Origin of the sequence: Solibacillus silvestris, assembly GCF_051967575.1 — a bacterium.
GTDB classification, from domain to species: Bacteria; Bacillota; Bacilli; order Bacillales_A; family Planococcaceae; genus Solibacillus; species Solibacillus silvestris_B.
Map to the genome: position 1 here is coordinate 17,792 of NZ_JBQCJW010000031.1, position 26,038 is coordinate 43,829.

21 protein-coding genes and 1 other RNA gene are annotated in these 26,038 nt (G+C 41.3%); 3 read left to right on the top strand and 19 right to left on the bottom strand.

What is annotated here, in order from left to right:
* Positions 1-449 precede the first annotated feature (449 nt).
* A complete protein-coding gene (locus ACTHOQ_RS15325; RefSeq protein ID WP_440497021.1) occupies positions 450-911 on the top strand; it encodes a chemotaxis protein CheX in 462 nt (153 codons plus the stop codon).
* Positions 912-955: 44 nt separating this feature from the next.
* Here ACTHOQ_RS15325 and ACTHOQ_RS15330 read toward each other — a convergent pair whose 3' ends face one another.
* The 11 genes from ACTHOQ_RS15330 to ACTHOQ_RS15380 form a co-directional block, all read right to left on the bottom strand.
* Positions 956-1,870, bottom strand: coding sequence for a hypothetical protein (locus tag ACTHOQ_RS15330; RefSeq protein WP_440497022.1), 915 nt, complete (start codon positions 1,868-1,870; stop codon positions 956-958).
* A complete protein-coding gene (locus ACTHOQ_RS15335) occupies positions 1,863-2,360 on the bottom strand; it encodes an RNA polymerase sigma factor (RefSeq protein WP_440497023.1) in 498 nt (165 codons plus the stop codon). Before ACTHOQ_RS15335 ends, ACTHOQ_RS15330 begins: the two co-directional genes overlap by 8 nt.
* Positions 2,361-2,494: 134 nt before the next feature.
* Positions 2,495-4,396 (bottom strand): ATP-dependent DNA helicase, encoded by a 1,902-nt coding sequence (locus tag ACTHOQ_RS15340; RefSeq protein WP_440497024.1) that lies wholly within the window; start codon positions 4,394-4,396, stop codon positions 2,495-2,497.
* Between the two features lie 184 nt (positions 4,397-4,580).
* On the bottom strand, positions 4,581-5,720 hold the full coding sequence (locus ACTHOQ_RS15345; RefSeq protein ID WP_440497025.1) for a THUMP domain-containing class I SAM-dependent RNA methyltransferase: 1,140 nt from the start codon (positions 5,718-5,720) through the stop codon (positions 4,581-4,583).
* A 4-nt stretch (positions 5,721-5,724) separates the two neighbouring features.
* A complete protein-coding gene (locus ACTHOQ_RS15350) occupies positions 5,725-7,461 on the bottom strand; it encodes a putative bifunctional diguanylate cyclase/phosphodiesterase (RefSeq protein WP_440497041.1) in 1,737 nt (578 codons plus the stop codon).
* 228 nt (positions 7,462-7,689) lie between these two features.
* Positions 7,690-8,072, bottom strand: an RNA gene (rnpB, locus tag ACTHOQ_RS15355) — RNase P RNA component class B.
* A gap of 63 nt (positions 8,073-8,135) precedes the next feature.
* Positions 8,136-8,435 carry a cell division regulator GpsB gene (gene gpsB, locus ACTHOQ_RS15360; RefSeq protein ID WP_440497026.1) on the bottom strand — a complete coding sequence of 100 codons (300 nt, stop codon included), beginning with the start codon at positions 8,433-8,435 and terminating at the stop codon, positions 8,136-8,138.
* 97 nt (positions 8,436-8,532) lie between these two features.
* Complete coding sequence (locus tag ACTHOQ_RS15365; RefSeq protein WP_440497027.1) at positions 8,533-9,798, bottom strand: ribonuclease H-like domain-containing protein; 1,266 nt, start codon at positions 9,796-9,798, stop codon at positions 8,533-8,535.
* A 4-nt stretch (positions 9,799-9,802) separates the two neighbouring features.
* Positions 9,803-12,079 (bottom strand): DEAD/DEAH box helicase, encoded by a 2,277-nt coding sequence (locus tag ACTHOQ_RS15370; protein WP_440497028.1) that lies wholly within the window; start codon positions 12,077-12,079, stop codon positions 9,803-9,805.
* A complete protein-coding gene (locus tag ACTHOQ_RS15375; RefSeq protein ID WP_440497029.1) occupies positions 12,069-12,437 on the bottom strand; it encodes a YppE family protein in 369 nt (122 codons plus the stop codon). Before ACTHOQ_RS15375 ends, ACTHOQ_RS15370 begins: the two co-directional genes overlap by 11 nt.
* Positions 12,438-12,472: 35 nt before the next feature.
* Complete coding sequence (locus tag ACTHOQ_RS15380) at positions 12,473-12,685, bottom strand: molecular chaperone (RefSeq protein WP_440497030.1); 213 nt, start codon at positions 12,683-12,685, stop codon at positions 12,473-12,475.
* Between the two features lie 316 nt (positions 12,686-13,001).
* On the opposite strand from ACTHOQ_RS15380, the gene recU reads away from it, so the two are divergent.
* Positions 13,002-13,670 carry a Holliday junction resolvase RecU gene (gene recU, locus ACTHOQ_RS15385; protein ID WP_440497031.1) on the top strand — a complete coding sequence of 223 codons (669 nt, stop codon included), beginning with the start codon at positions 13,002-13,004 and terminating at the stop codon, positions 13,668-13,670.
* Between the two features lies 1 nt (position 13,671).
* Positions 13,672-16,395, top strand: coding sequence for a transglycosylase domain-containing protein (locus ACTHOQ_RS15390; RefSeq protein WP_440497032.1), 2,724 nt, complete (start codon positions 13,672-13,674; stop codon positions 16,393-16,395).
* 73 nt (positions 16,396-16,468) lie between these two features.
* Here ACTHOQ_RS15390 and ACTHOQ_RS15395 read toward each other — a convergent pair whose 3' ends face one another.
* From ACTHOQ_RS15395 to ACTHOQ_RS15430, 8 genes are all read right to left on the bottom strand, one after another.
* Positions 16,469-16,816: a YpoC family protein gene (locus ACTHOQ_RS15395; protein WP_440497033.1), complete on the bottom strand. Its 348-nt coding sequence runs from the start codon at positions 16,814-16,816 to the stop codon at positions 16,469-16,471.
* On the bottom strand, positions 16,813-17,472 hold the full coding sequence (nth, locus tag ACTHOQ_RS15400) for an endonuclease III (protein WP_440497034.1): 660 nt from the start codon (positions 17,470-17,472) through the stop codon (positions 16,813-16,815). The genes ACTHOQ_RS15395 and nth overlap by 4 nt, the downstream gene beginning before the upstream one ends.
* 18 nt (positions 17,473-17,490) lie before the next feature.
* Positions 17,491-18,222, bottom strand: coding sequence for a DnaD domain-containing protein (locus ACTHOQ_RS15405; RefSeq protein WP_440497035.1), 732 nt, complete (start codon positions 18,220-18,222; stop codon positions 17,491-17,493).
* 84 nt (positions 18,223-18,306) lie between these two features.
* Complete coding sequence (gene asnS, locus ACTHOQ_RS15410; RefSeq protein ID WP_440497036.1) at positions 18,307-19,602, bottom strand: asparagine--tRNA ligase; 1,296 nt, start codon at positions 19,600-19,602, stop codon at positions 18,307-18,309.
* 32 nt (positions 19,603-19,634) lie between these two features.
* Positions 19,635-20,828 (bottom strand): pyridoxal phosphate-dependent aminotransferase, encoded by a 1,194-nt coding sequence (locus ACTHOQ_RS15415; RefSeq protein ID WP_440497037.1) that lies wholly within the window; start codon positions 20,826-20,828, stop codon positions 19,635-19,637.
* Positions 20,829-20,841: 13 nt separating this feature from the next.
* Positions 20,842-21,324 carry a cell wall elongation regulator TseB-like domain-containing protein gene (locus tag ACTHOQ_RS15420; protein ID WP_440497038.1) on the bottom strand — a complete coding sequence of 161 codons (483 nt, stop codon included), beginning with the start codon at positions 21,322-21,324 and terminating at the stop codon, positions 20,842-20,844.
* 97 nt (positions 21,325-21,421) lie between these two features.
* Positions 21,422-24,208 carry an ATP-dependent DNA helicase DinG gene (gene dinG / locus ACTHOQ_RS15425; protein ID WP_440497039.1) on the bottom strand — a complete coding sequence of 929 codons (2,787 nt, stop codon included), beginning with the start codon at positions 24,206-24,208 and terminating at the stop codon, positions 21,422-21,424.
* Positions 24,209-24,562: 354 nt separating this feature from the next.
* Positions 24,563-25,711, bottom strand: coding sequence for a cation:proton antiporter (locus ACTHOQ_RS15430; RefSeq protein WP_440497040.1), 1,149 nt, complete (start codon positions 25,709-25,711; stop codon positions 24,563-24,565).
* Positions 25,712-26,038: the final 327 nt, after the last annotated feature.

Consider the following 26,038-nt stretch of genomic DNA (forward strand, 5'->3'; position numbering starts at 1 on the left):
TATGTTTCATTTTGCAAATTGCTATTTTCAGATAATTGCATAATCGATATTCCCGAAAAAAATCGTGAAGCTCTTTTTATTAAGAGCTTCACGATGGAAATTTAATATTAGTCAAGCAAAGTCGAATAAATTGTACAGTGTCATTATTTGGCCGCATTTTTCAATACATAGTTTCCAATAGCTAAATACACGATAACCGTTGCCCCAATAAACGTATAAAGCATTTCACACACCGCCCCTACATACCGATAATAATTATCAATATCATTGTATATCACAGCCGATAAAGCGTCAAGCATGCCAAGAAAAGGAAAACTTATTCTAAAAAAACATAGATGTATACTGAAAAAAGCAAATAGGCCATTTTGAGCATCCTTGACTTTTACACTATACAGATACTAAAGTAACATGTTAATATGTAATAAAAGTCCGGGGAGGGTGAGTTTCATTTGAGCACTTCAAAGCATATTCAAACTATTTTAAACGGTACAATTCATTCATTAAAATCTATTTTACCTATGAATATAGATGTAAAATCTCCTGCAATAGCAAATGAGCCCTATGAACAAAAAGAAATGGGTGTGCTGATCGGTTTAGTCGGTGATTTAAAGGGGCGTATTATCATTGATGGCACACCGGAAATTTTCGGTGCGATTGGCTCTGCAATGTTCGGAATGCCTTTGGAAGGTCCTATGCTTGAATCATTTACAGGCGAACTCGGCAATATGATCGCAGGCAATCTATGTACATATACTGGACAATATGATTTGGAGCTGGATATTACACCGCCTACAGTAATGGTAGGACATACAAAGTTATATGGTTTCCAGCAAGCATTTAAAATCCCCGCAACATTGGAAGGCGCGGGAGATATTATTATCCTTTATACAATTGATGATGATGAAGAGTAAAATTATAATACCTATCCGCTGTACGAAAAGTGGATAGGTATTTTTTATAGAAATAAAACAAGGATAAAAAGATTTGCCAATAATGCTGACCGTATATAATTTTTCCAGTTTGGCTGTTGTTTTTTTATAACAATATACAAATATTCCTGCAAAGTCATAAAAAAGGTGATAACTAAAAACATATACAGCAAATGATTTACACCAAGAAAATCAGTCATTTTAAATACAATAAAATACGCAAGGCCTAAGCAACTCAAATTAATGACTGGTGAATTTTTATGTTTGGAAACATGCTTTTTGCTATATTTAATCGCTTCATAAATAATCAATAAAAAAAGTAATGTTAGAAGGACAAGTTTCCATGCCGGGAAATCATTTTTTTCCATATAAATATGCATCCAATGTAAATTAAATTGCTTTAAGTTTTCTTCCGGTAGCTCAATTTGCATCATTGTATTCGGATTGACGAAGAAAGATTGCCCATTATCATAAATTTCTTTTAAGTACACTTTTTCGCCATTGCTCAATTGAAATAAATAATCAGTCGAACTTTCATAATTCGTCAAATGTCCGTCGAATGGTTTCACTTCAGCATTTTCAAAGAGCAATTCAAATTCCCTCAATATCGATTGATCAGCAGTAAATATTTTCCCACTATAAAACGGTGAAGTTAAATCATAAATCCGTTCTGGACGTTTTGTGTAGAGATAAGACGCTTCTGTTAACTCCCCAAGCTCAAAATTCGTTTGTACTTGGGACTGAATCGGTTTTGGCGATTGCCCGAGTGTTTGGAATAATACAAATAGTAGTATTGCAAAAAGCCCGAGTGTTGCGCTATATTTGAGTTTTTGCTTTTTAATTTGTCTTTTATTTTTCAGTCTTAATTGTTGAAGTTGGGCATGTCTCGTTTTTTCATCAAAAGTTTTCCGCTCCATTAATTTTAATTTTGTTTCAAGCATCTCTCTCCCCTCCTAACAGCTCATTCATTTTTCTCATGCCGCGCTCTGTTGAATTTTTAACTTTTGCCTCTGTCCATCCTAAAATTTGCGCGCTTTCTTTAATGGAAAACTGTTCAATTTTACGCAGTACGATTGCTTCACGATAATTGTGCGGCAGTTTCCCCAATGCTTCATACAGTTCGAATTGTTCAGTTTTTGCATGGAGCCATCGTTCTGGTGAATATGTATAATCTATTTGCTCATGTTCTTTTAGTAAAGGGATGAATTTTAATAGTTTTTTACGTCGGAAATGGTCATAAACGAGATTGCGCGCAATTTTTGTGAGCCATGTCCTTTCGCTTGCTTGGCCGCGAAATTGCGATAGGCTATTCATTGCTTTCATAAACGTTTCCTGTGTCAAATCTTTCGCTAACTCCTCGTCTCCCACTAAAAAATAAATGAACTGATAAATATTTTCACTGTATAAGATGTATATTCGTTCAATTGGCAATGCGTTTTCCACCTCCTTATCACTATAGACGGACGATTTTTGCTTTTGCCTCACTTTATTTTAAAAAAAGTTTGAACCCCCGGCCTCCCAAACGGCTAAAAAACCCGTTCGAACATTCGAACGGGTGACATAGCTTATTGTGGATCTACTGCTAAAATGTCGACAAAGCTTTGTTTTACGTTTGCCTCTTCGTCATTTAATAATATATGGATGTCGCCATGGTCATTTGATGTACGTATTAAACGGCCCATTCCTTGCTGAAGACGAAGCTGCATAAATGGCAGCTCCACTTCCTCGAATGCATTTTGTGCAAAAGAGCGTTTCGCATCGAATAATGGATCATGCGGCGGGAATGGCAAGTCGAAAATAATGACACGCGTTAACGCCTCTTCCGGCAAATCCAGTCCTTCCCACAAGTGGTATGAGCATAATGTTTGGATATCGCCGCTTTGGAAATCACGGACAATTGCCGATAGCTCGCGGTCTCCTTCAAACGACACATTTAAGCGCACCATTAAACTCAAGTTTGATTTAAATTGATTCATCGCTTGCTTGGATTTAAATAAGATTAATGTTTTCTTTTCATCTTTTAATAGCTGCTCTACTTTCGCTACTTTTTCAGTTTGCGAAAGTTCATGCAAGTAGATTTTCATTACTTCTTCATAATCAAACGGCGATGGCACACTAAAGCTTTGATATTTTTCAATGCCTAAGCTTGAAGCAATATAGCTGAAGTCTTTATTCACCGATAAAGTTGCGGATGAAAATACAATCGGCATTTTTTTCGAGAATAATGTTTCAGAAAGGACATCTGTAATAAGGCGCGGCATAATAACCAATGTTTCTTCCCCATCTGTATCCTCCAGCCAATCAACCGCATCGCCCTGGGCAACAAAAATCCGGATTGCCGCAGCATAATGCTCCAAAAATTCCTCTGCCATATTCAGCTCATATTCCGGAATCATGTAGAGCTCTGATTCAAATACAAATTCTTCCAGCAATTGTTCCACATCCGCAATGACACGCTCGCCCAATTTAATAAGGCGCCCGGATTTGTCAATGCGTTTCCGGTCTTCTTCCGACACTACGACATCCTCGCGCAGCTGGTCAAAAAATAGTTCGTGGTGGTCTTGTAGATGCTCCATCGCATATAATGTGCGCTCACGAACACCGTCAACCATTAAACGCTCCAATAATTCAACGATTGTGTATGCCTGCACTTTATATGTCAAAGCTTTTTGCGCCGCATATTCCAATAAATGCCCTTCATCGAGCACAATCATAGAAACTTCCGGCAATAACGGCAGCTGTCCTTCACGCTCGCGGGATTCCTTTGTCGCCAAATGCTCCATTAAAAAATCTTGCGAACAAATAATCAAGTCCGTTGATTTACGATAATGCGCCCGGTGCAATGTTTGGCCACAGCGATTGCGCAAATCGCACACCGCACATTGCATAATGGAATTATAATTCACTTTTTGCCAGTCTTCATCGCTCACCGCTGAATAATCCGAGCGCTCCCCGTACGGCTGCACTGCAATCATGCTGCCTTGAGCGTATACGCCATCGGGAATAGAAAACGCAACATCGTCAATCCATTCTTCCGTTTCTGTTTTTTCGGCTTCTTCAAAACGTTTTAAGCATAAATATTGGTCACGTGATTTTGCTAAACGGACATCAATATCCAATCCTAATATCTCACGCAGTTTATGGATATCACCGCCCTCTTTTACGAGCTGGTCGATCAATGTTTCGTCTGCACAGGCGATTAATGCCGGTTTGCCTGTATAGCGTGCGTACGATACTGCCGGTAATAAATAGGCAATCGTTTTTCCCGTACCTACCCCTGCTTCAGCGAATAATACATTTTTTTCTTTTAATGCTTGTTCTATTTGGTAAGCCATGAAAATTTGCTCATCACGGTATTCAAAGCCTCGTTCTGGTAATTCGTCATACAGGACATCGCCTAGCCAATCTCCTAATGAGTCGAAAAAAGTTTTCTCCCTTGATAATTCAAAAGGCAAAGATTTTCTCAAATGGATGCTCCCCCTCAATATGAAGCGGAAGGAACGCTCACCCATTCCTTCCGCAAATACTCTCAATATAATTAGAGTCGATAAAAAAATTCCGTACTTATCATTATACAACGAAATATAAAAAAAATCCTACTGTTAAGCATTAAAAAAACTACATTAGTTTATGACCAATGTAGTTGTCCTATTAGTTTTCACGCTTCGATTTTTGGCCCCAATATTGGTAAAAATCAGTGCGAATAAAGCCATTGAATAATTTACGCTTTTTCGTCGCCTTTTTGCCGTAATGCACTTCCAAGTCTTCCATTGATGATAGCATATATACAGACCATGTAGGATAATTTTGCATTACTTGACCGAATTGACGCAGCATTTTTTCGATTTCCTCAACTTCGCCGATACGCTCTCCGTATGGCGGGTTTGTCACGATAACACCATCTGTCAGCTTCGTCGTAAAATCGGTTGCTTGCATTTGCTTGAATGTCAGCAAATCGCCGAACCCAGCTTCCAGCGCATTTTCTTGGGCGATTGCTACCATGCGGTGATCGATATCAGAACCGATAATCGTTAATTCCTGATCATAATTCGCCAAAGAATCCGCTTCGTCGCGCGCCTTATCCCAAATGTCCTGCTTCATCCAAGGCCATGATTCGGAAATAAATTCGCGATTGTAGCCTGGTGCGATATTTTGTCCAATCATCGCCGCTTCTAAAGCGATTGTCCCCGAGCCGCAAAACGGATCTACGAACGGGCGGCTTGGCGACCATTTTGAAATTTTAACTAATGCGGCAGCTAGTGTTTCCTTTAAAGGCGCTTCACCTTGTGTCGTCCGGTAACCGCGTTTATGCAAGCCGACACCCGATGTATCAATCGTCAATGTCGCCACATCTTTTAAAATCGATATTTCAATTTTAAATGTCGGGCCGGATTCATCTAAAAACCCTAAACGTTTATATGCGGCTTTCATGCGTTCCACAATCGCTTTTTTCGTGATTGCCTGACAATCCGGCACACTGAATAATTTAGATTTTACAGATTTGCCCGAAACAGGAAAATTTGCATCAACCGGCAAATATTTTTCCCACTGAACAGCTTTAACCCCTTCAAATAATTGGTCAAATGTTTTTGCCGGGAATTCCGCTACGACGATTTTTACGCGGTCTGCTACACGCAGCCATAAATTCGTGCGTGCAATCGCCATTTCGTCCCCTTCAAAATACACTTTGCCGTTATCGACACGCGTTTCGTATCCTAACTCGCGCACTTCGTCTGCCACGATTGCTTCTAAGCCCATCGCCGCAGTTGCGACTAATTTAAATTTTGTCATGCTTTTATATCCTTCCTTGATGCTCGACTTCCCAGAAATGTATGAAGTCAATTAATTCTTCCATCGGCAATGGCCTGCTGTAATAATATCCCTGAATAAAATCACAGCCCATTGACTTTAGCAGCTCGACTTGTTGACTCGTTTCAACACCTTCCGCTACTACTTTCATTTGCAGGCGATGCGCCATTTGAATAATCGCATCGACAATCGCTTGTTTATCATCGAGCGAGCAAATATGTTGAATAAAGCTACGGTCAATTTTCAATACATCCAATGGGAACCGCACTAAATAACTTAACGAAGAATACCCTGTCCCAAAATCGTCAATCGAAAGCTTGAAACCTAATTGTTTGAGTTTCACTAATTTACTGATTGTTTCTTGCGCGCTATTCATAACTGTGCGCTCTGTCACTTCGATTTCAAAGCATTGGGCAGATGTATTATTTCTTTCCAGAATCGTTTGCACGGATTCCAAAAAGCTTTGCTGTTGAAAATGAATGCTCGATACATTTATGGCTATAGGCACTTTAGGATAACCTGCTGCAACTAGTTTATGATACCCTTCACACGCAAGCTCAAATATAATTTCGCTTAACGGGATTATTAAACCCGATTCCTCTGCATGATCGATAAATTCTGAAGGAGAGACAAAGCCTAGTTTTTCGCTATCCCAACGTACTAATGCCTCTATGCCGACAATTTCGCTCTTTTGTGTACAGATTTTCGGCTGATATGCCAGCGTGAATTCACGGTTTTCAATCGCTTTGCGCAATTCGCTGTCCAATAATAAGACACGATTGGAATCTGTTTTCAATTCTTCAAAATAAAACGAAAAACAGTTGCGTCCATTTTCTTTTGAAAACGACATTGCCCGATCTGCGCGATTCAGCAGCTGCTCGGTTGTCGTACCGTCCTCCGGATAAATGCTGATCCCGATGCTCGTCGACACATAAATATCCTGATCGCGAATTTTAATCGGCTTCTCAAAAGCGCGAATGACTGTTTCCGCAAATTTCGCCGCTTCCCTCGGATGTTGAATATTCGCTAATGTAATGACAAATTCATCGCCGCCAAAGCGGGCTAAAATATCTTTGTTTTTCAGCAGGCTTTTCACGCGCTTTGATACTTCCACAAGCAATTGATCCCCAATTGCATGTCCCAGTGTATCATTTACTTGCTTAAAGCGGTCCAAATCCATGAAGAAGACGGCATGCTGAATCGGCAGCTTTTTTTGCTCTGTCATTTCCAGCAGTACTTTCATGCGCTCGATAAAGGCGAAACGATTGCAAACATCTGTCAATGAATCATGGAGCGCCCTTTTTTCCAGCTCATCCTCCACAATTTTCCGCTCGGATAAATCAGTGAATATTCCGCAGTAATTTGTCACTTCACCCGACTTATCTTTTATTTCTATTATTGTCAGCCATTCGGGGTATAATTCCCCCGTTTTGCGTCTGTTCCAAATTTCGCCTTGCCAAATTCCTTCTTTATCAATTTGCTTCCACATATCGATATAAAAAGTTTTGTCATGCACACCGGATTGTAAAATGGATGGCTTTTCCCCCTGAACTTCCTCCAATTTAAAGCCAGTGACAAATTCAAACGCTACATTAATCGTTAAAATCTTTTTATGCCGATCTGTAATCATAATGCCTTCCGCAATATTTTCAAAAACTTTTTCGATTAATTCTTTTGGAAACTGTGACAATGTCAATTCTTGTACGATTGATAATTTCGGCATCGATTCGTTCAATACATATCACCCTTATTTTCTTATAGAACATTATTTAATTTTTCTTCTGCATTTTAATTTCCCGCTTTGCGGTGATTTGTTTTCTAATCAATGTTGTATTCCCTTAATTAAATAAGTTGAACCTGCATTTTCCGCATTCCAACTATTTTATCTACTAAGAAAGGCTCTCCACTATACAATGGAGAGCCTTTTTACATGTTCAAAAAAGCATCAATAATCAATAAGCCATGTTTTGTTCCTAAGTACTCAAACAGCTTGCGCCTCGTACGACTAGGTAGTAATCATCTATCTACGGCCAATATGACCGTCCCTCCATCCGTTCATTTCCTTTTGGAGAGTGCCCCTACCATAATTTGGGTTTCTCACTCATGGGGTTTACCTCGTTCCACCTTATAGCTTTCACTATAAGCTCCGTCACTGTGGCACTTTCAGGAAGTTTCGTCCATATCTTAAAGACTTAGGAGTTCCTTCCGCCGTCAAGAGAAGATTCTCTTGCCTTACCTTATTTTTTCAGTAAGCACGAACACTACGGGCATCTCAGCACCGTGTGAGCATGGACTTTCCTCTACGATACGAAATCGCAGCGATTACTCGAATATTGATGTATGCACAAATTATACTGTACTTATAGGAAAAATACAATATTGCTGCAAATAGTTTAACTATTCGTATAGTTTGCTTCCGAATACATGTTTCTCCAAATTCGAAAGGCGTTTTAAAATATCGAAATTCGTGCTGTTTGCTGTCGGCTGCGGTGCGACAGCCGATTTGCGGCTCGAGTTTGTCAGCTCATGTTTCAATCGTTCATTTTCCTCTTCCAATGAGGCGATTTTTGCTGTAAATGCATCATAATCTTCGCGAATCAAATCCAAAAACTGATCCACTTCATCGACATTGTAGCCTTTCATGCTTTTTTTAAATTCTTTTTCTAATATATAGTCAGCCGTTAATTTAATATCCATTATTCATCGTCCTTCCGTCACGCAACTTCTTTGTTTTATTATAGCATAGGTCAGACATTTCGTACGAATACATATGTTACAGTTGACGAAAATTTTTTCAAGGTTTGTCACCATTATTTTTGTTGCGCTTATTGTCTAATCGAACAAGCCTTTTTTGCCAATTTTTTTGTTGATTTTGGAGTTGTATTTCCTTTTGGAACGATATTTTATCGAGCAGGTCACGCCCTTTTTCCGAATACATAAAAGCTAGTTCATAATCTTTCACTTGATGTTCATAAAGCATAGCTAATTGCTCATATGCCTGTAATTGCTTCCGTGCTGAAATAGCAGGGATTGCCGACCGGAAAGATTCGATTGCCAAATCAGTTTCCCCGGTGCGCTTTAATTCGTAAGCTAAATAAAAATGGGCATAGCCGGCCTCATTCGTGTTGAAATGCTTTGTGACAGCCTGTAAAATTTCCGTGCTCGTCTTCCGCTTTTTTAAGTCGCCAAACCATTTTCCGATATTTGTATATGTCGTGGCGGATTCCATCGCTATCGCATCAAACAATAAATTTGTCGAATGAATGTACAATGTTATAAGCGACAATAAATCCCATTCATTATGCACAAGCACTTTAATCAATGTTTCTGCACTCCCGCTTTTCACTGCATCAAAATAAATGATTGGGGCTAAATGACCTGGAATATCCCCTTTCCGGTAGAAACCTAGCTTCTCCTGTTCGACTTGTATAAGTTTCATGCGTGACAAATCATCTTTCCAAAGTCGTTTCGTACTATGCAATAAATCAATCTGACGCTGTGTTTTTAATGGCGGCAAATGTTGCTTGTTTAATGTCCAGCGCACTTGAAGCTGCGGCCAGTCAAAACTTTTCCCGTTATACGACACGATCGTTGCTTCACGTTGCCATAGTTTAGATTCAAAAAGGAATGCCGCTTCATTTGATGGATCTGCTAATACGTATTGTGTGAGCAAAAAGCCTTCCTCATCCGCCTGCAAAAAACCTAGCAGAAATATATGTGTTCCCGCACCTTTTAAACCAGTCGTTTCTGTATCGAAGAACATAATCGTTTCCTGTTCAGAAATCGCAAACGGGTGATCATCTGCCTGGGACTTCCAACGTTTGAGCGCATGAAAAAGTTCCCCGAGCTTGTGATTTCCATGCTGATAGTCAAATGGATAATGCACTTCACGCTTAAAAAGCATGCCGAATTCATTTTCGATTCGTTTCAGTCCTGCCTGCTGCCACTGCTCACTATACAAAGGCGGCTCCGGTTTTATGAACTTCGGCTTTTCCTGCTTATGCTCCGTTTTTTTGCCGAGCATTTTTTTCATTTGTAACAGCTTATTTTCATACGACATGTCTTCACATCATTTCATTTATTAAAATATTCAATACTTTCAATACTTGTTTTTTGCTTTCTCCCAGACTATCCTGTGCCCCTATACATGACGGACAGCCTTGCTGGCATGGGCAGCTTGCAACATGCTTTGCCGTTTTTTCAAGCAATGACAGCAGCAAATCGTAAACACGTTCGCTTAAGCCGATGCCGCCTGGGTAGCTGTCATATATATATAATGTCGGCTTTTCATTATGGATTGCCCTTACTTGCGGCACGACCGATACATCTGATCGATCACAGTGAATGAATAGCGGAATAAAGCTTCCCATCGCATAGGCCGCACCCGTCAATGCATCCGTCAGCTGGTCCTCTGTCCAATTATCAGGCAAATCAAAGCTCATCCATGCCGCATTTGTATGCATTTCCATAGGCGGAATGGAAATCGGACCTGAGCCGATATTATCATGTGTGTGAAAACGAATCTTTTTAAAAATCGTCGGGATGGCTAAAATGCTGACATCACCATAGCTAACAGTCGAGTTTTTAAAAGGGGCGGATTTATCTTCGCTTAGCACTTTCAGCTCGACTGCTAAATTGGCGTCAGTGAAATAATCGACATCAACTTCCCGGACAAATGCCTTCTTCTCTTCCCAATCGAGTTTTTCGACTTGGAACTGAATGCCTTGATGCAAATAGATTGCTTCTTCGTGCAAAAGCGTCATCGCGCTATATGTATCCATTTCCCCAATCACCTTCGTATTTGCCGGCGTAGAAATATCTATTATGACAACATTTTCCTGGGCAGCGGAACGCAAAGATATTTCATGCGCCGGAAAACGGTCGCTCATCCAATGCCATTTCGTGCTTGTACGCACAAGAACGCCTTCCTCTTCCAAATACGCCAATAATTGCTGCACTTCATATTCCCCATATGTATCTTCCATCGAAAACGGCAGTTCAAACGCCGCGCATTTCAAATGCTCCATTAAAATTAAAATATTTTCCGGATTTATGCGTGCCTCTTCAGGCGAGCTCCCGAGCAAATAGCTAGGATTTTGAACAATGTACTGATCCAATGCTGTCGATTGGGCAACATAGACGATGAGGGCTTCATCCTGACGTCTGCCTGCTCTGCCCGCCTGCTGCCATGCACTTGCAATATTGCCGGGATACCCTGTCATAATACATGCTTGCAATTGACCAATGTCCACACCTAATTCAAGCGCATTTGTGCTGACGACCATCTGAATCGAGCCTGTGCGCAGCCCTTTTTCTATTTCACGGCGTTCGCTCGGCAAGTAACCGCCGCGATAGCCTTGAATCGAATCATCCAATATTTTTTTCGCTGTCAGTGATTTCAAATATGTCACAAGCATTTCGACCCGGACTCTCGATTTCGCGAATATGATCGTTTGAATGCCCGCTTCAAATAAACGTTTGGAAATGTCCCGAACTTCCAGCACCGCACTGCGTCTAACGCCAAATGTCGGGTGGACGATGGGCGGATTATAGAAAATAAACGTTTTCTTCCCGACCGGCGCACCAGATTTTTCAATGAGCTCATGCTTGCAGTTTGTCAATGTTTCCGCAAGCTCTTTCGGGTTTTTGATCGTGGCGCTCGTGCATATAAAAACCGGGTTGCTGCCGTAAAATTCGCAAATGCGTTTTAGTCGTCTAATAACATGTGCGACATGCGAGCCGAATACACCTTTGTACGTATGCAACTCATCGATGACAATATATTTCAAATTTTCAAAAAGCGATACCCATTTCGTATGATGCGGCAAAATACCTGAATGCAGCATATCGGGATTTGTCATCACGATATGCCCTGCTTTCCTTATTTTTTGCCGAATGCCTGGTGCGGTATCGCCATCATATGTGTAGCTCAAAATATCTTCATCCATCAACTCGATCAGTTCGTTTAAATCCGATTTTTGGTCTTGGGCAAGCGCTTTTGTCGGGAATAGATAAATGGCGCGGCTTGACCGGTCTTCCAAAATTTGCTGCAGGACAGGCAAATGATAGCAATACGACTTTCCCGAAGCGGTCGGTGTAATGGCCGTAAAATGCTTCTGTTGCTCAGCATAGTCAAAAGCCTGGCGCTGATGTGTATAAAGCTGATAGATGCCGCGCAATTTCAAAGCCTTTTCAATGGACGGTTGGAGATCGGGCGGAAAATTGGCATACTGGGCTTGTTTTTCGTCAATAGTATGCATCGCGACAATGTTTTGCTTCATTTCCTCATCATATTGCCATTCTTCCACAAGCTGCGAAATAGTTCTTTTTTTATTTAACAATGTCTTCACCTTCCTCAATCTTTGAAACGAGCAGCTTTAGCGTATATTGGGCAGATTGAATCGATTGAATAAAACGTTTTTTACTCGTTCCTTTATAAAAAGATTGCACAACAAATTGCTCCATCGCATCTGCTGCGTGATCAATTTGCTGTACGTATAAGTTTTTAGGGTGCTTATTTTTTATCCAACGATTTGCAAGTTGTTGCCATTCCTGGATGAGTGTATGCATATAATCGGCATGAGGCTTGACGTCAGCGAAAAAATCAGGCTCCATATCCAAACGTCTCATTTCCTGAAAACGGTGTAGACACGCCTCACACTCTTCTATTAATTTATTTGTTTCGTCCAATAATTGCATAAGAGCACCTCGAATGATTTTATCTGTTTTTTCGTTTAGTGTATCAAATTCTCCTCGTTTGTTCTACTAATATGCGAACACGTATTCTTTACTTGACTCCTCGTTTCTGCTAAGCTAACTTTCTGGTGAACACCAAGTAAATTTGTCAAATGCTCTACTTTCATACGTAACTGTTCGCGTTCCATCTGCAATGATAACAATGTTTGTGCCATTTCAATTTGCTCGATTAATCGTGATAATTTCGACATATAATGCCCCCTTTTCACAATGATTCTTGCTTTTTTCTTCGAATCCTTGTCAACCGGCAAAAATAGTGTTCATTCGCTAAAAGATGTTATAATTTGCATACGTTTTTTTAATATTAGCGAGTATATTGTTTATCATGCATTAAAGAAAAAAAGATTACCGCCTCAGAGATCAAGAAAGCCGGGAAGCATAGATGGAAGCCTTGAAGGAAAAGCCCGATTAGCGAGAGCGCACACTAGGCAATACTGTCACTGATTGGAGTTTCACTTTATGATACACTATTAAAGTATTAATTCTTCTAGGAAAGAAGGTGATTCCATGGTCATTCGTTACCCAAACGGAAAGCTTTATGAAAGCGCGCCGAATAAAGAAAGCAAAAAGGAAGCTTCAAAATCTCCAACGGTTGCTAAAGAAGCGAAAAAAAGAGCCGTTTCCTACAGTAATCGTGGAAAAAGCTTAGAAGATGACTTAAATGAAACAAATTTGTTTTATTTGCAAAGGAATTTGGCAAATATACACAAGAAACCTGTTCCGATTCAAATCGTCAAAGTAGATTATCCGGCAAGAAGTGCTGCGGTTATTAAAGAGGCCTACTTCCGCACACCTTCCACAACGGATTATAATGGCGTATGGAATGGTTATTACATCGACTTTGAAGCAAAGGAAACAGATAGCAAAACATCCTTTCCGTTAAAAAATATTCACCCTCACCAAATAAGCCATATGGAGTCGGTGAGCAACCAGCGGGGAATTGCATTTTTCATTATACGGTTCAGTACATTAAAGCGTAATTTTGTCATTTCCTATAATGTCGTAGCTAAATCGTTTCAAGCAATGCATGAGGGTGGAAGAAAATCAATGCCGCTAGCCGTTTTCGAGCAATATGCCATCGAGATTCAAGAAGGCTATTTACCGAGGCTCGATTATTTGCAGGCAGTAAAAAAGTTAATCGCAGACACGGATGTTTGTGAAAGTGAGGAGAAATAACGTGACGGAAAATAGAAGAACACGCGAAGATATAAAACGCGAACGTCAATTAAAAAATAAATCTAAAAAAACAAAAACTTCTGCTGGAAAATGGATAAAACGAATTGTACTGACAATCGTATTAGTCGGGGTATTAGGTTTATTAAGCGGGGCCGCATTATTCGGCTACTATGTAAGCAAAGCCCCCGAACTAGATGAAGAATTATTGAAAGATCCAATTTCATCGGAGTTTTACGATGTGAATGGCGAGCTTTTTGCGACAATTGGGGCAGAAACACGTCAATATGTGAAATATGAAGATATTCCCAAGCAAATGCGCGACGCAATTATCGCAACAGAAGATTCACGCTTTTTTGAGCACTTCGGTATCGATTTATGGCGTCTTGGCGGTGCCGTCCTTGCAAACTTCCGCGATGGATTTGGTGCACAGGGGGCAAGTACGATCACTCAGCAAGTTGTTAAAAACTCCTTCTTTACAAACGAGAAAAAATTGGAGCGTAAAGCACAGGAAGCATGGCTTGCCATTCAATTGGAACGTCAATATAGCAAAGAGGAAATTTTCGAAATGTACTTTAATAAAGTGCTAATGTCCGGAAGAATTTATGGATTCGGCACTGCAGCGAAAGAGTTCTACGGGAAAGAATTAAGCGAATTAACATTGGCGGAATCAGCACAATTAGCCGGCATGCCGCAAAGCCCGAACAACTTCAATCCATACAAAAAGCCGGATCGTGCTAAAAAACGCCGGAATATCGTTTTATCGCTTATGGTTCAGCACGACAAAATTTCCGAAGAAGAAGCCACAGAAGCGAAGGCAACAAATATAACAGCCGGATTATTGCCGGAAGAAGAACGCGTTGCAAATGCAACAACAAAATATCCGGCATTTTTGGATGTTGTTCTTTCAGAGCTTGAAGAAAAAGGCGATGGCGAATATATCGCTGAAGGCATTAAAGTTTATACAACTCTAGATCCAAAAGCTCAAACAGTTGTCGAAAATCTGATGAACAATGACAGCAACTTCCCTACCGAAAATATCGAAGCAGGTGTTGCAGTCGTCGATACACAGACTGGTGAATTGCGTGCAGTTGGCGGCGGGCGCAATTATGTGGCATTTAACTATAACTACGCATATGATTTACAAACCCGTCAGCCTGGATCTACATTAAAGCCATTGATTGATTATGGCCCTGCTTTCGAGTATTTAAAATGGTCAACAGGTGAAACAACAGTTGATGAAAAAATCACATACTCAGGTTCAAAGCAGGTCATCGGAAACTGGGACGGGAAATATTTAGGGACAATGACTGTACGTGAAGCGCTTTATACATCCCGCAATATTCCGGCTGTCAAAACTTTCCGTGAAGTCGGACCAGACCGCTCACAGCAGTTCCTGGCCAATTTAGGTATCCAATCAAAGGGCTTAACGGAGTCTGAAGCAATTGGTGGCGGACGCATCAATATTTCGCCAATTCAAATGGCCGCTTCCTATGCCGCATTTGGCAATAACGGCACATATAATAATCCGCATTCAATTAGCAAAATCGTTTTCCGGGATGGGAAAACATCAAAATCATATAAACCGGAACCAAAAATAGCGATGAGCGATTATACGGCATATATGGTAACTGATATTTTACGAGATGTAGTAAGCAACAAGAAAAATGCATCCGCACCTCGCGCAATGGTTTCAGGTGTTGATATCGCGGGGAAAACAGGAACGACAAACTATTCATCAGATGAGTTCAAGAAATATAATCTGAAAAGCAGCTCAGTACCTGATACATGGTTTGCTGGCTATTCGACAAACTATTCGATCGCCATTTGGGGCGGCTATGAACACCGTAAAGATGCCATTACGACATGGGAAGAGCGTTGGATGCCACAATATTTGTTCAAGTCGATTATGACCGATCTGAATCAGCATAATCCAGCTTCAACGTTTAAACAGCCAAGTTCTGTCGTATCGGCTTCTATCGTCATCGGGTCGAACCCATTGAAATTGGCAAATGAGTTTACCCCTCAAAATCAGCGTACGACGGAATTATTCGTTAAAGGAACAGAGCCTACACAATATTCAGAGGAGTTTGTCCCTCAAACATTGGAAGCGCCAACTGGTTTGCAGGCTACATTTAATGAAGTCGCACAGCTTGCGGATGTAACATGGTCACACCCATCATTAAATGAAGCGAATGATAATGAAGAAAATACGGCAACACAAACGCTTGATCCAATCACATATGAAGTGTCGATGGCTGTGGATGGAAACGCGGCAGCAGTCGTTTCCGTCTCGAGCGCGACTTCCATTCAAGTGCCTAATATTGAGCGGGGGAAAGTATATACATTCACTGTCACGGCCATTTCGGGAGAGCTGCGAAGCGAACCTGCTGCAGTAACATTATTTGTTGAAGGTGATACATCAACAGAACCTGCTGAGCCTGAAGATCCGAATAACGGTGTGGAAGATCCGAACAATACGGAAAACCCGGCACAACCGGATAATAATGGCAACAACAACTGGAACAATGGCAACCAAAATCAGGGGAATGGCAACGGAAACAACGGGAACGGGAATAGCGGCAATAATGGTAATGGCAATGGTAATGGTAATGGCAATACCGTAGAGCCGGAGCCATCCAATCCGTCCCCATCAACACCAAATCAACCTAGCCCTCCTGCAGCAGGCGGCAATGAAACAAATCCGGAAGATTCAGAGGACGAATAAACAATTGAACAAATCAAAGAGCCGCACATTATTAATGCAAAATAATGTGCGGCTCTTTTTTCATGCTAGATTGTTATCTTTTCACCCTCAACCGGGCACAGCGCTTTTTTGTCTCTTTATAAAGCTCATCCAGCTGACGGTAGCAGGCATATTGGGCTGGACGCATTTTTATGAATCGCAAGCGCTCCATACCATTAATCGGCATTAGCTCATAGTCGTTTTGTTCCATAAAGGCATTATCCGTCATAGAACTGCCGGCGATAAATGCTTCAAAATGCTCGATGCCTTTTACCATGAATCGCAGAGCCGAACCGTCGCGACGGTCATGTGCTGCATGGATCACTTCTCGCAGTGTCTCCCACTCTGCATACCACTCATCGACCACTTCTTTTGAAATGGCATCCGCATTTACTGAAATCATGCCTTCACCAAACCTTTTTTCAAACGTTTTTGGCCTTCACGGCAATCGTCCAATAATGGACAGGCGGCACAGCCCGGGTTTTGTGCTTTGCAATGATAGCGCCCGAAGAAAATGATTTGATGGTGCGCACGGCTCCAGCGTTCAATCGGCGTTTTTTTCATGATCGTTTCTTCTACTTCCAATACGCTGTCTTTCCAGCGACAAAGACCTAATCTCTTTGAAACGCGCTCCACATGTGTATCAACTGCCATCGCCGGTATATCAAACGCAACGGATAACACAACATTTGCTGTTTTGCGCCCTACACCCGGCAATGTGACAAGCTCTTCACGGGATGCAGGCACTTCCCCGCCATATTCATTTATAAGACGCGCACATAATAATTGAATATTTTTCGCTTTGTTCCGATAAAGTCCAATGGAGCGAATATCGTTTTGCAGCTCCTCAATCGTAACATTTAAATAGTCTTGCGGTGTTTTGTATTTTTGGAATAATTGTTTCGTCACTTTGTTGACGAGGACATCGGTGCATTGAGCCGACAGCAATGTGGCAATCGTCAGTTCAAATGGATTGTCATGCACTAATTCGCAATGTGCATCTGGATACATGTGATCCATTTCGTCCAAAAAGTGATTCCATTTTGCTTTTGTTAACATATTAAATTAAGCGCCCTCCTATTCTCGCTCATCCAGCCAATTATAAAACGATACTTTTTTCGTTTGCTGGATTGTTTCTTGGTGCTTTATTTGATGGATGGACGATTGGGCCATCGTATTTTTGCGGTATTGCTCGCTATGCTTTTCAATTTGTGCGAGCGTCTTAATATTTCTTTTCTTCCACTCGATTAAAATCCGGTCAATATAGCGCAAATTCACTTTATCTGCCAGCACCGCTTCTTTTAATGCCGCTTTAATAATTTCAGGGCTATGCTGATCCAAGTCCATCCACATTCCGATCGTTTCAATTTCCATCGGTGATAGTAAACGCCCCAGCTCTTGCTCAAATAATTGGAAAATTTTCGCCTCATCCATTTTATTTGCTGTAGCGAGCTGTTGCTGCTCCTTTGATTGCAATAGCTCAAGCAAACGCTCCCATAATGGATAGACGGAATACTTTTCCGTGATGCGGCCTGAATCATCTGTGCTTTGCGAAATTTCGACGAACCCTTTTTGCATTAAACGCTGCAAAATCTGGGAAATGGTCATTAGCTGAAAATTTGTGCGCTGCATTAAATCGTTTGGTGTAGGGAAATCAATGCCCTCTTGCTCGAAGCTAAGCAGATGCAAAACAATCAACGCTTCCTCATCTTGAATGTTCAATTCATTATAATATTTAAAAAATAATTGCGGGATAGTAATTTGGAGCTGCTCCGTCCAAACGCGGATTCGATTGAAGTTTGTCGACATAGTAGAATCCCCCTTTGTTCGCTCGTAACGACAAAGCGCCCGGCAAGATTCCGGACGCTTTCTCATCGTAAAGATTATTAATAATTATGGGTATAAACGGTTTAATAAACGCGGGAATGGAATGGCTTCACGGATATGCTCAGTTCCGGAAATCCATGCGACTGTACGCTCCAAGCCTAAGCCGAAGCCCGAGTGAGGCACCGCACCTTGTTTACATAAATCCAAATACCATGCATATGCATCCATTGATAAATTATGCTGTTCCAAACGAGATTTCATCAGCTCATAATCGTAAATACGCTCAGAGCCGCCGATAATTTCCCCATAGCCTTCCGGAGCGATCAAATCCGCACATAATACGACATCATCACGCTCTGGGTGCGGCTGCATATAGAATGGCTTAATACCGATTGGGTAGCACGTAATAAATACAGGCTTGTCGTAGTGATTTGCAATCGCTGTTTCATGTGGTGCACCGAAGTCATCGCCCCACTTAATATCATCAAAGCCTTGCTCATGTAAAAATTCGATTGCTTCATCATATGAAATGCGCGGGAATGGCGCTTTCACATTTTCCAGCTTCGACGTGTCACGCCCTAGACGCTCTAAATCAAGCTTACAGTTTTTCAGCACGGATTGTACGATATGCTCTACATATTGCTCTTGCACTTCCAAGCTTTCATCATGCTCTACAAACGCCATTTCCGGCTCAATCATCCAGAATTCGATCAAATGGCGGCGTGTTTTTGATTTTTCCGCGCGGAATGTCGGGCCGAATGAGAACACTTTCCCTAATGCCATTGCCGCCGCTTCCATATATAGCTGACCAGATTGAGAAAGGAATGCATCTTCGTCAAAATATTTCGTATGGAATAGCTCCGACGTACCTTCAGGAGAAGAACCTGTCAAAATTGGCGGATCCATTTTCGTAAAGCCGTTTTCGTTGAAAAATTCATATGTCGCGCGGATAATTTCGTTACGAACCTTCATAATGGCATGCTGTTTGCGAGAGCGCAGCCATAAATGGCGGTTGTCCATTAAAAATTCCGTGCCGTGCTCTTTCGGTGTAATCGGGTAATCTTTTGCTGCACTGATCACCTCAATACCCGTAACATTCAGCTCTGCACCGAATGAAGAGCGCTCGTCCGCTTTCACTTCACCAATAATGTACATCGATGTTTCCTGTGTCATGCCCTTCGCTACGGCAAATAGCTCTTCGCCCACTTCTTCTTTCACGACAACGCCTTGTGCGAAGCCTGAACCATCACGTAATTGCAAAAATGCCAATTTACCGCTTGAGCGTTTGTTTGCCAGCCAAACACCCATTTTTACTGTTTCGCCAATACAATTTGGCATATCTTTAATCATAATTTTCTTCATAGAGTCCTCCAAAACTTAAGCTGCAGCTTTATTTAATCTTGCCATTTCGCTTTTACAAAGGCATCGATTCGACTAACTGCTTCTTCTAGTAATTGTAATGATGTCGCGTACGATAAACGTATTGTCGCAGGCGCGCCAAAGCCCGAACCTGGAATAACCGCTACATTTGCTTCTGTTAATAATGCATCCGCAAAATCATCCACGGAAAGATAGCCTGTTTTTGCAGCTGTTTCCGCAACATCCGGCAATAAATAAAACGCTCCTTGTGGTTTTAGCACTTTCACACCAGGAATAGCCGCCACTTTTGGGAATATTGCGTCCAAACGTGTTTCAAACGCTTGTCTCATCTCTTGTACCGCATCTTGGGCGCCATTATATGCTTCAATCGCAGCATATTGAGCCGTCGTCGTTGCATTTGAAGTCGAATGGGAAGCCAGATCTGTCATCGCTTTCACAATATCCGCATCGCCTGCAGCATATCCAATACGCCAGCCTGTCATAGAGTGCGATTTTGCAACACCATTTACAACAATTGTACGCGCTTTTATTGCTTCGGAAACTTCCGCAATTGAATAATGTTCTACTCCATTGTAAACAAGCTTTTCATAAATTTCATCTGAAACGATTAAAATATCTTTTTCTTCCGCCACTTGTGCAAGCTCGGCCAATTCTTCCTTCGTATAAATCATGCCAGAAGGGTTGGATGGTGAGTTGATAATGACCGCTTTTGTTTTTTCCGTTACGGCATCTCGCAATTGCTGTGCCGTAATTTTATAGCCTTGCTCCTGTGTTCCTTCAACATATACGGGCACACCGCCTGCTAGCTTCACCTGTTCCGGATAGGACACCCAGTACGGGATTGGGATTATCACTTCATCGCCTTCGTTTAAAATAACTTGGAACAATGTATACAGAACGTGTTTCGCCCCAACACCAACGATAATTTCATTTGCTTTATATGTAAGGTTATTATCGCGGGCAAGCTTGTCAATAATCGCTTTCTTTAATGCCGGTAATCCCCCTGCCGGCGTATATTTTGTCAGCCCTGCATCCATTGATAGTTTTGCGGCATTCAAAATATTTTCCGGCGTATTGAAGTCCGGTTCACCTGCACCTAAACCAATTACATCAATCCCTTGCTCTTTCAGCTCTTTTGCTTTAGCTGTAATAGCTAAAGTTGAAGATGGTGTTAAAGTTTTTACACGATTTGCCAACAATTGTTTCATGCTGTTCTCTCCTCTACAAATTCAATATGCGTTTCCACCATTGTCCGTCTTCAAACATAAGATAAACATAATTTAAGCTGCCGGATTCACTAATGTATGTAATTTCCCATACTGCGCCCGGCTCCTCAAATCCTAACTTCGTATGAAGAACCTCTTTGACAGACGTGCCATCGTAAAAGACAGATAATGCCTGCTCTTCCGTAATGCCATCTGCTAAAAATACTTCTTGCATTGAATTCTCGTCTAAACTCATTGGGACGAAGATTGCTTTTTCTTTCCCATACTCATCCACTCCAAATACAGTGACATAGGGCTTATTCCCATTGTATACATAGGAATGTTCAACAACAGCAAGTGCTTTCGTATCAAGCACAAATTTTTCCGCCTTTTGTTCGATTTCATTGAACGGCGCATTGGCTTTCAAAAATACGAACACTGAAATAACAAGCGACAAAGATAAGATAAAGACAACCGAAAAGATAATCCAGTTTTTCATGACTGCACCTTGCAATCCGGTTTTTTTGTTCGCTCAGGAAAATTACCTGTGCGTTTTTCGAAAAATTTCATCATATTTGTCAACCTGCTTTCCTTCCTCATCGCTTATCATTATACCAATTCTGCAAGCTTTGCACCATACTGTGAAGAGGCAGTTTTTGTATAGAAATTGGCGGTAATGACTCGATAAATTGTTGTCCATAAGATTTCGTTTCAATTCGGCGGTCAAGCACGATAAATACCCCTTTATCATGGCTTGAACGTATTAAACGACCAAAACCTTGTTTAAACCGAATAATCGCTTCCGGCAATGCAAGCTCGGTAAATGAATTGCGTCCTTGCTGCGATATATAGCTTGCGCGCGCTTTAAAAGATGGCTCTTCCGGCGAAGAAAAGGGCAATCGCACAACGATAACCGCCGCCAATCCGTCACCCGGCACATCGACGCCTTCCCAAAAGCTGTTCGTGCCAAATAACACCGAATGCTTAAATTTCTGGAAAGATTTCAGCAAGCGCATACGGCTTCCCGATGTCACCCCTTGCGCAAAAATCATATATTCATTCAGCAGTTCGCTCTCATGAATAAGGTCGACAGTTTTGCGCAGCATGTCCTGGGACGTAAATAGCACGAAACACCGCCCATCTGTCATGCGTACAGCATTTGTCACTGCATGTGCCACTTCCTCGATATACTCGGATTGCGAAACGGCTTGAACATCCGGCATGTCATTCACAATATACACTTCCGCCCCATCATAATAGCCCGGATCTGCATGCAGTTTTTCTATTGGAATAGACGCATGAATGCCTAATTGGTTCGTGATGAATCGCTCATTGCTCGGCACTGTCAATGTTCCGGATGTCCAAACGATGGCAGCTTTTTCGCGAATAGGACTAAACAGCTTTCCTATCGTCGAAGTTACATCGATCGGCTTTTTGTATAGCTGGATACTTCCTGGAACACTGCGGCGATCTAGCTCAAGCCAGCACGAATAATTCGCATCTTGCTGCAAAAACACTTCATCCCACTCTGCAAGTTTTATCGTAAATTCATTGACGATATATTGCCATTGTCCGATTAAATGTTCATGCTCCGGCGCAAGTTCCTCCACACCTGACGTAAACTGTTTAATAAGAGATGTAGCATCGTCTATCCACTGCTGCACTGATAAGGAAACTTTCAGAAAAACTTCATGGGCCAGCTCCAAATCTGTAATAAAGAGCGCGATTTTTTGAAGCTGCTTTTGCTGCCTTTTGTCAAATGCCTTTACCTCGCGGATCAATGCTGCAATCGCTGTGTCAAACGCATGCACCATTTGAATATAGCGCTTTTCCAGCTGATCGAGTGTTTGGCTGTTGAGCAACTGTTTTTTTAATGCGACACGGCGAACTTTATGAAATAATTGCTCATCTTCATTTAGTCCAATTTGACCGAATAAATACTTCCAGTTCATATACGTAAAAATTTTTTCATCCTGATTGATCGCCGCTTGTATAAACTGGTGTGCCTCATCAATAATCCAACCGCCGAGGGAGTCAAAAATTTGTTCGTTGCGCACTAAATCGCTTAATAGCATCGCATGGTTCGTCACAATAATATCTGCCTGCCGACTATTTTGAATCGCACGCGAATAAAAGTCATATAACGGCATTGTCGTTTTCGGCAGCTCCGTTTTTCGTATTTTGTCGAGCAGTAGCTGCCCGCCCCCCGAAACGTTCAATTCACTCAAGTCGCCTGTCTCCGTTTTTGCAAGCCAAATGAGTGTTTGCAAAACTGTAAATGTTTCATCATACGAATCATCAAGCGTTTTTAACTGTTTCTCGAATTTTTCTATATCGATATAGTGATTCATTCCTTTTAATAAGGCGATTTTAATCGGTTGGCCAAGTGCCTGCTCTAAAACCGGGATTTCATTTTGCATAAGCTGGTCGAGTAAATGGGATGTATACGTACTGATCCCTATCTTTTGATTCGTTTTCTTGGCATAAAAAATCGAAGGCACTAAATAGCCCATTGTTTTCCCTATACCTGTAGAAGCCTCAATTACATGTTCCTCTTTATAGTTGAGCGCCTCCCAAATACTGTCCATCATTTGAAACTGCTGCGGGCGTTCCTCAAAATTGGGTATGCCTTTTAGCAAGAGCGCAAGTTTCTGTTCGGTAGTTTGCGGATAAACAACGGTTTCATCATTATCCTTTCTTGTTGGAGCCATTTTACGGATTGCGATTTTATGGAAATAAATATGGGCTTCGTCTGTTAAAGCTTTATTGCGCTTTATGACGAGAGCATCAAAGAACAGCTGCGCCAAATTCGTTTTTAAACGAAACGAGCGCTTATGCAGCTGTTCCAATGTAACTAATGGCAATGTTAAAAGCTCTTCCCAGCACTCCTTAAGCAAAAATGCCGTAGCCAGCGCGTCATCATCAGCGCGATGTGCGCTTTGCAATGGGATATTCAGGTCGCTCGCTAAATCGGCTAATTTATAGCTTAATGACATCGGGAATAAAATTTTAGCCAATTCAACAGTATCGATCTTTTTCCCATGCCATTTCGGCAAGCCTGCCCGTTTAAATTCCGCTTGCAGAAACGATAAGTCGAAATCGGTATTATGTGCTACAAATATAACATCGTGCAGCAGTTCATAAATTGTATGCGCATATGCCTCAAAAGGTAGCGCTTCTTTTACATCCTCATCTGTAATATTCGTTAAATCCTGAATAAATAACGGAATCGGTTTTCCGGGATGGATAAATGTAGAGTATTTTTTTACAATGCTCCAATCTTTCATGATGACGATGGCAATCTGAATCATACGATCGCCGGTTGCAGGTGAATGGCCTGTCGTTTCAATATCGACAATCGCATATTTTTGGCTTTCAATCATTTTTTCTTCAGCTCACAGTTCAAGTAATATAACGGCATTTTATCATAACGAATGCTTGAAGGTCATGCAAAAGGGCAAAAATGATAAAGCAGCACCTGCTATATTATTTTGAGGGATTTTAAAAGGATTGGCGTACACTAGCAACAACAAAAAACCTAGTACCGCCTCAAGGACAATACTAGGTTAATATACTATGTAATAGGTGTGCAGGGGCTCATCTCCCTGCACAATTCAAAAGTTTCCCAGCAAATCCGTGCTGTTTGCGGAATCTTTTGTTGTGAAGACTAAATCTCCACCGAGGTTTTGGCACCTGAATACTAGAATACAATAAATCCGGCAGCCATTCAACCTTTTTTATTTTTGATAATGTGTGCGATCGCCGAAAATTCCTTTTAGCATTGGCGGAGTCACTAAAGTAGTGATAATAATGACGATAACCATTGGCGTATAATCCTCGGCCGGCAAAAGTCCGCTCGATAGCCCCATGCCCGCTAAAATTAATGCAACTTCCCCGCGCGAAATCATACCTGCTCCGATACCCGTGGAAGACTTCCAGCTGAAGCCTGCCAACTTTGCGCCAATACCTGAACCGATCAGCTTCGATATAATCGCTACGATAGAGAATACGACTAAAAACCAAATATTTTCCGTAATGCCGGCAAACGTTACAGACAAACCAATGCTTACAAAGAAGAATGGCACAAATAAACTGCTCGCAATCGGTTCCACTTTATGCTCCACCGTCTCTTTAAATGGTGTGCGCCCAATCGCAATTCCGATAAAGAATGCGCCAATAATTGTCGCGATTCCAAAATAATGCTCCCCAACATAAGCTAAAGCAAAACAGGCAATGAGGGCTCCGCTCAATAATGATTCGGTTACTCTTAACCTGCTGAATGCTTTTAGGAATGGCGGAATTACCCATTTCATTACGACAAATAATAAAATGAAGAAGAACACTTTCCCGCCGATTAATGCCGGGATGGATACATCATCGCCTACCAAGAAGCTCATCGCAATCGCAATTAACACAACGACGATAATATCATCCAACACGGCAGCTCCTAAAAGCGCGGAGCCTTCCTTACTTTTTAGCCAGCCGATTTCGCTCAATGTTTGAACGGAAATACTAACAGATGTTGCGGCTAATGTTAATCCGACGAAGATTGCCTGGCCTTGTGTTAAGCCAAATGCCAGCGCCAACGGGTAACTCATCGCGATCGGTAATATAACACCGCCGATCGCCACGAAAATAGCACCCTTCATATTTGCATTCAGGTCCTCCAGATCCGTTTCCAAACCAGCCAGGAACATTAATAAAATAACCCCGATTTGGCTGAACGTCTGCATGATTTCACTGTCTACTATCCAACCAAGCATCGCCGGGCCGATAATAATCCCGATTAAAATTTTCCCTAATACAGACGGTTGCCCTAAACGCACTGTAAAATGTCCTGCAATTTTTGTTGCCAATAACACAATAACAATTTGAAAAATAAACATAAAATCCCCCTTTTTCATAAAAAAAAGCATGGCGGTGCCAGAATTGACTGACTCCACCATGCCTTGCCTATGTATAAGAATATTTTTATTTTATAGAAAAAGTTTTTAAAAATCAATCAAATTCTATTATTATCTGAAAATTTCTTTATTTAGGGATAAAAAATGAAGTGATTATTTTTATTAAAAATCAAGTTCTTTTCTGCCATTAAAGATTTAACAACATGATAAATGATGATGGACCTTATTTTTTGTTCATCACCATAACATGGGGTTGATTTCCATTGCGGGTCGGACGCTTTCTTACCTCCAGTCAAGTGTTTTTAATTA

Bases quoted from the DNA above. Each gene is read 5' to 3' on its own strand.
- ACTHOQ_RS15395 (WP_440497033.1), bottom strand. From the start codon at position 16,816: ATGATTTCAGTAAATGCGGATGCCATTTCAAAAGAAGTGGTCGATGAG.
- dinG (WP_440497039.1), bottom strand. From the start codon at position 24,208: ATGATTGAAAGCCAAAAATATGCGATTGTCGATATTGAAACGACAGGC.
- gpsB (WP_440497026.1), bottom strand. From the start codon at position 8,435: ATGGATATTAAATTAACGGCTGACTATATATTAGAAAAAGAATTTAAA.
- recU (WP_440497031.1), top strand. From the start codon at position 13,002: ATGGTCATTCGTTACCCAAACGGAAAGCTTTATGAAAGCGCGCCGAAT.
- ACTHOQ_RS15365 (WP_440497027.1), bottom strand. From the start codon at position 9,798: ATGTCGTATGAAAATAAGCTGTTACAAATGAAAAAAATGCTCGGCAAA.
- ACTHOQ_RS15380 (WP_440497030.1), bottom strand. From the start codon at position 12,685: ATGTCGAAATTATCACGATTAATCGAGCAAATTGAAATGGCACAAACA.
- nth (WP_440497034.1), bottom strand. From the start codon at position 17,472: ATGTTAACAAAAGCAAAATGGAATCACTTTTTGGACGAAATGGATCAC.
- ACTHOQ_RS15430 (WP_440497040.1), bottom strand. From the start codon at position 25,711: ATGTTTATTTTTCAAATTGTTATTGTGTTATTGGCAACAAAAATTGCA.
- ACTHOQ_RS15405 (WP_440497035.1), bottom strand. From the start codon at position 18,222: ATGTCGACAAACTTCAATCGAATCCGCGTTTGGACGGAGCAGCTCCAA.
- ACTHOQ_RS15415 (WP_440497037.1), bottom strand. From the start codon at position 20,828: ATGAAACAATTGTTGGCAAATCGTGTAAAAACTTTAACACCATCTTCA.
- ACTHOQ_RS15420 (WP_440497038.1), bottom strand. From the start codon at position 21,324: ATGAAAAACTGGATTATCTTTTCGGTTGTCTTTATCTTATCTTTGTCG.
- ACTHOQ_RS15350 (WP_440497041.1), bottom strand. From the start codon at position 7,461: ATGCCGAAATTATCAATCGTACAAGAATTGACATTGTCACAGTTTCCA.
- ACTHOQ_RS15330 (WP_440497022.1), bottom strand. From the start codon at position 1,870: ATGCTTGAAACAAAATTAAAATTAATGGAGCGGAAAACTTTTGATGAA.
- asnS (WP_440497036.1), bottom strand. From the start codon at position 19,602: ATGAAGAAAATTATGATTAAAGATATGCCAAATTGTATTGGCGAAACA.
- ACTHOQ_RS15375 (WP_440497029.1), bottom strand. From the start codon at position 12,437: ATGCAATTATTGGACGAAACAAATAAATTAATAGAAGAGTGTGAGGCG.
- ACTHOQ_RS15345 (WP_440497025.1), bottom strand. From the start codon at position 5,720: ATGACAAAATTTAAATTAGTCGCAACTGCGGCGATGGGCTTAGAAGCA.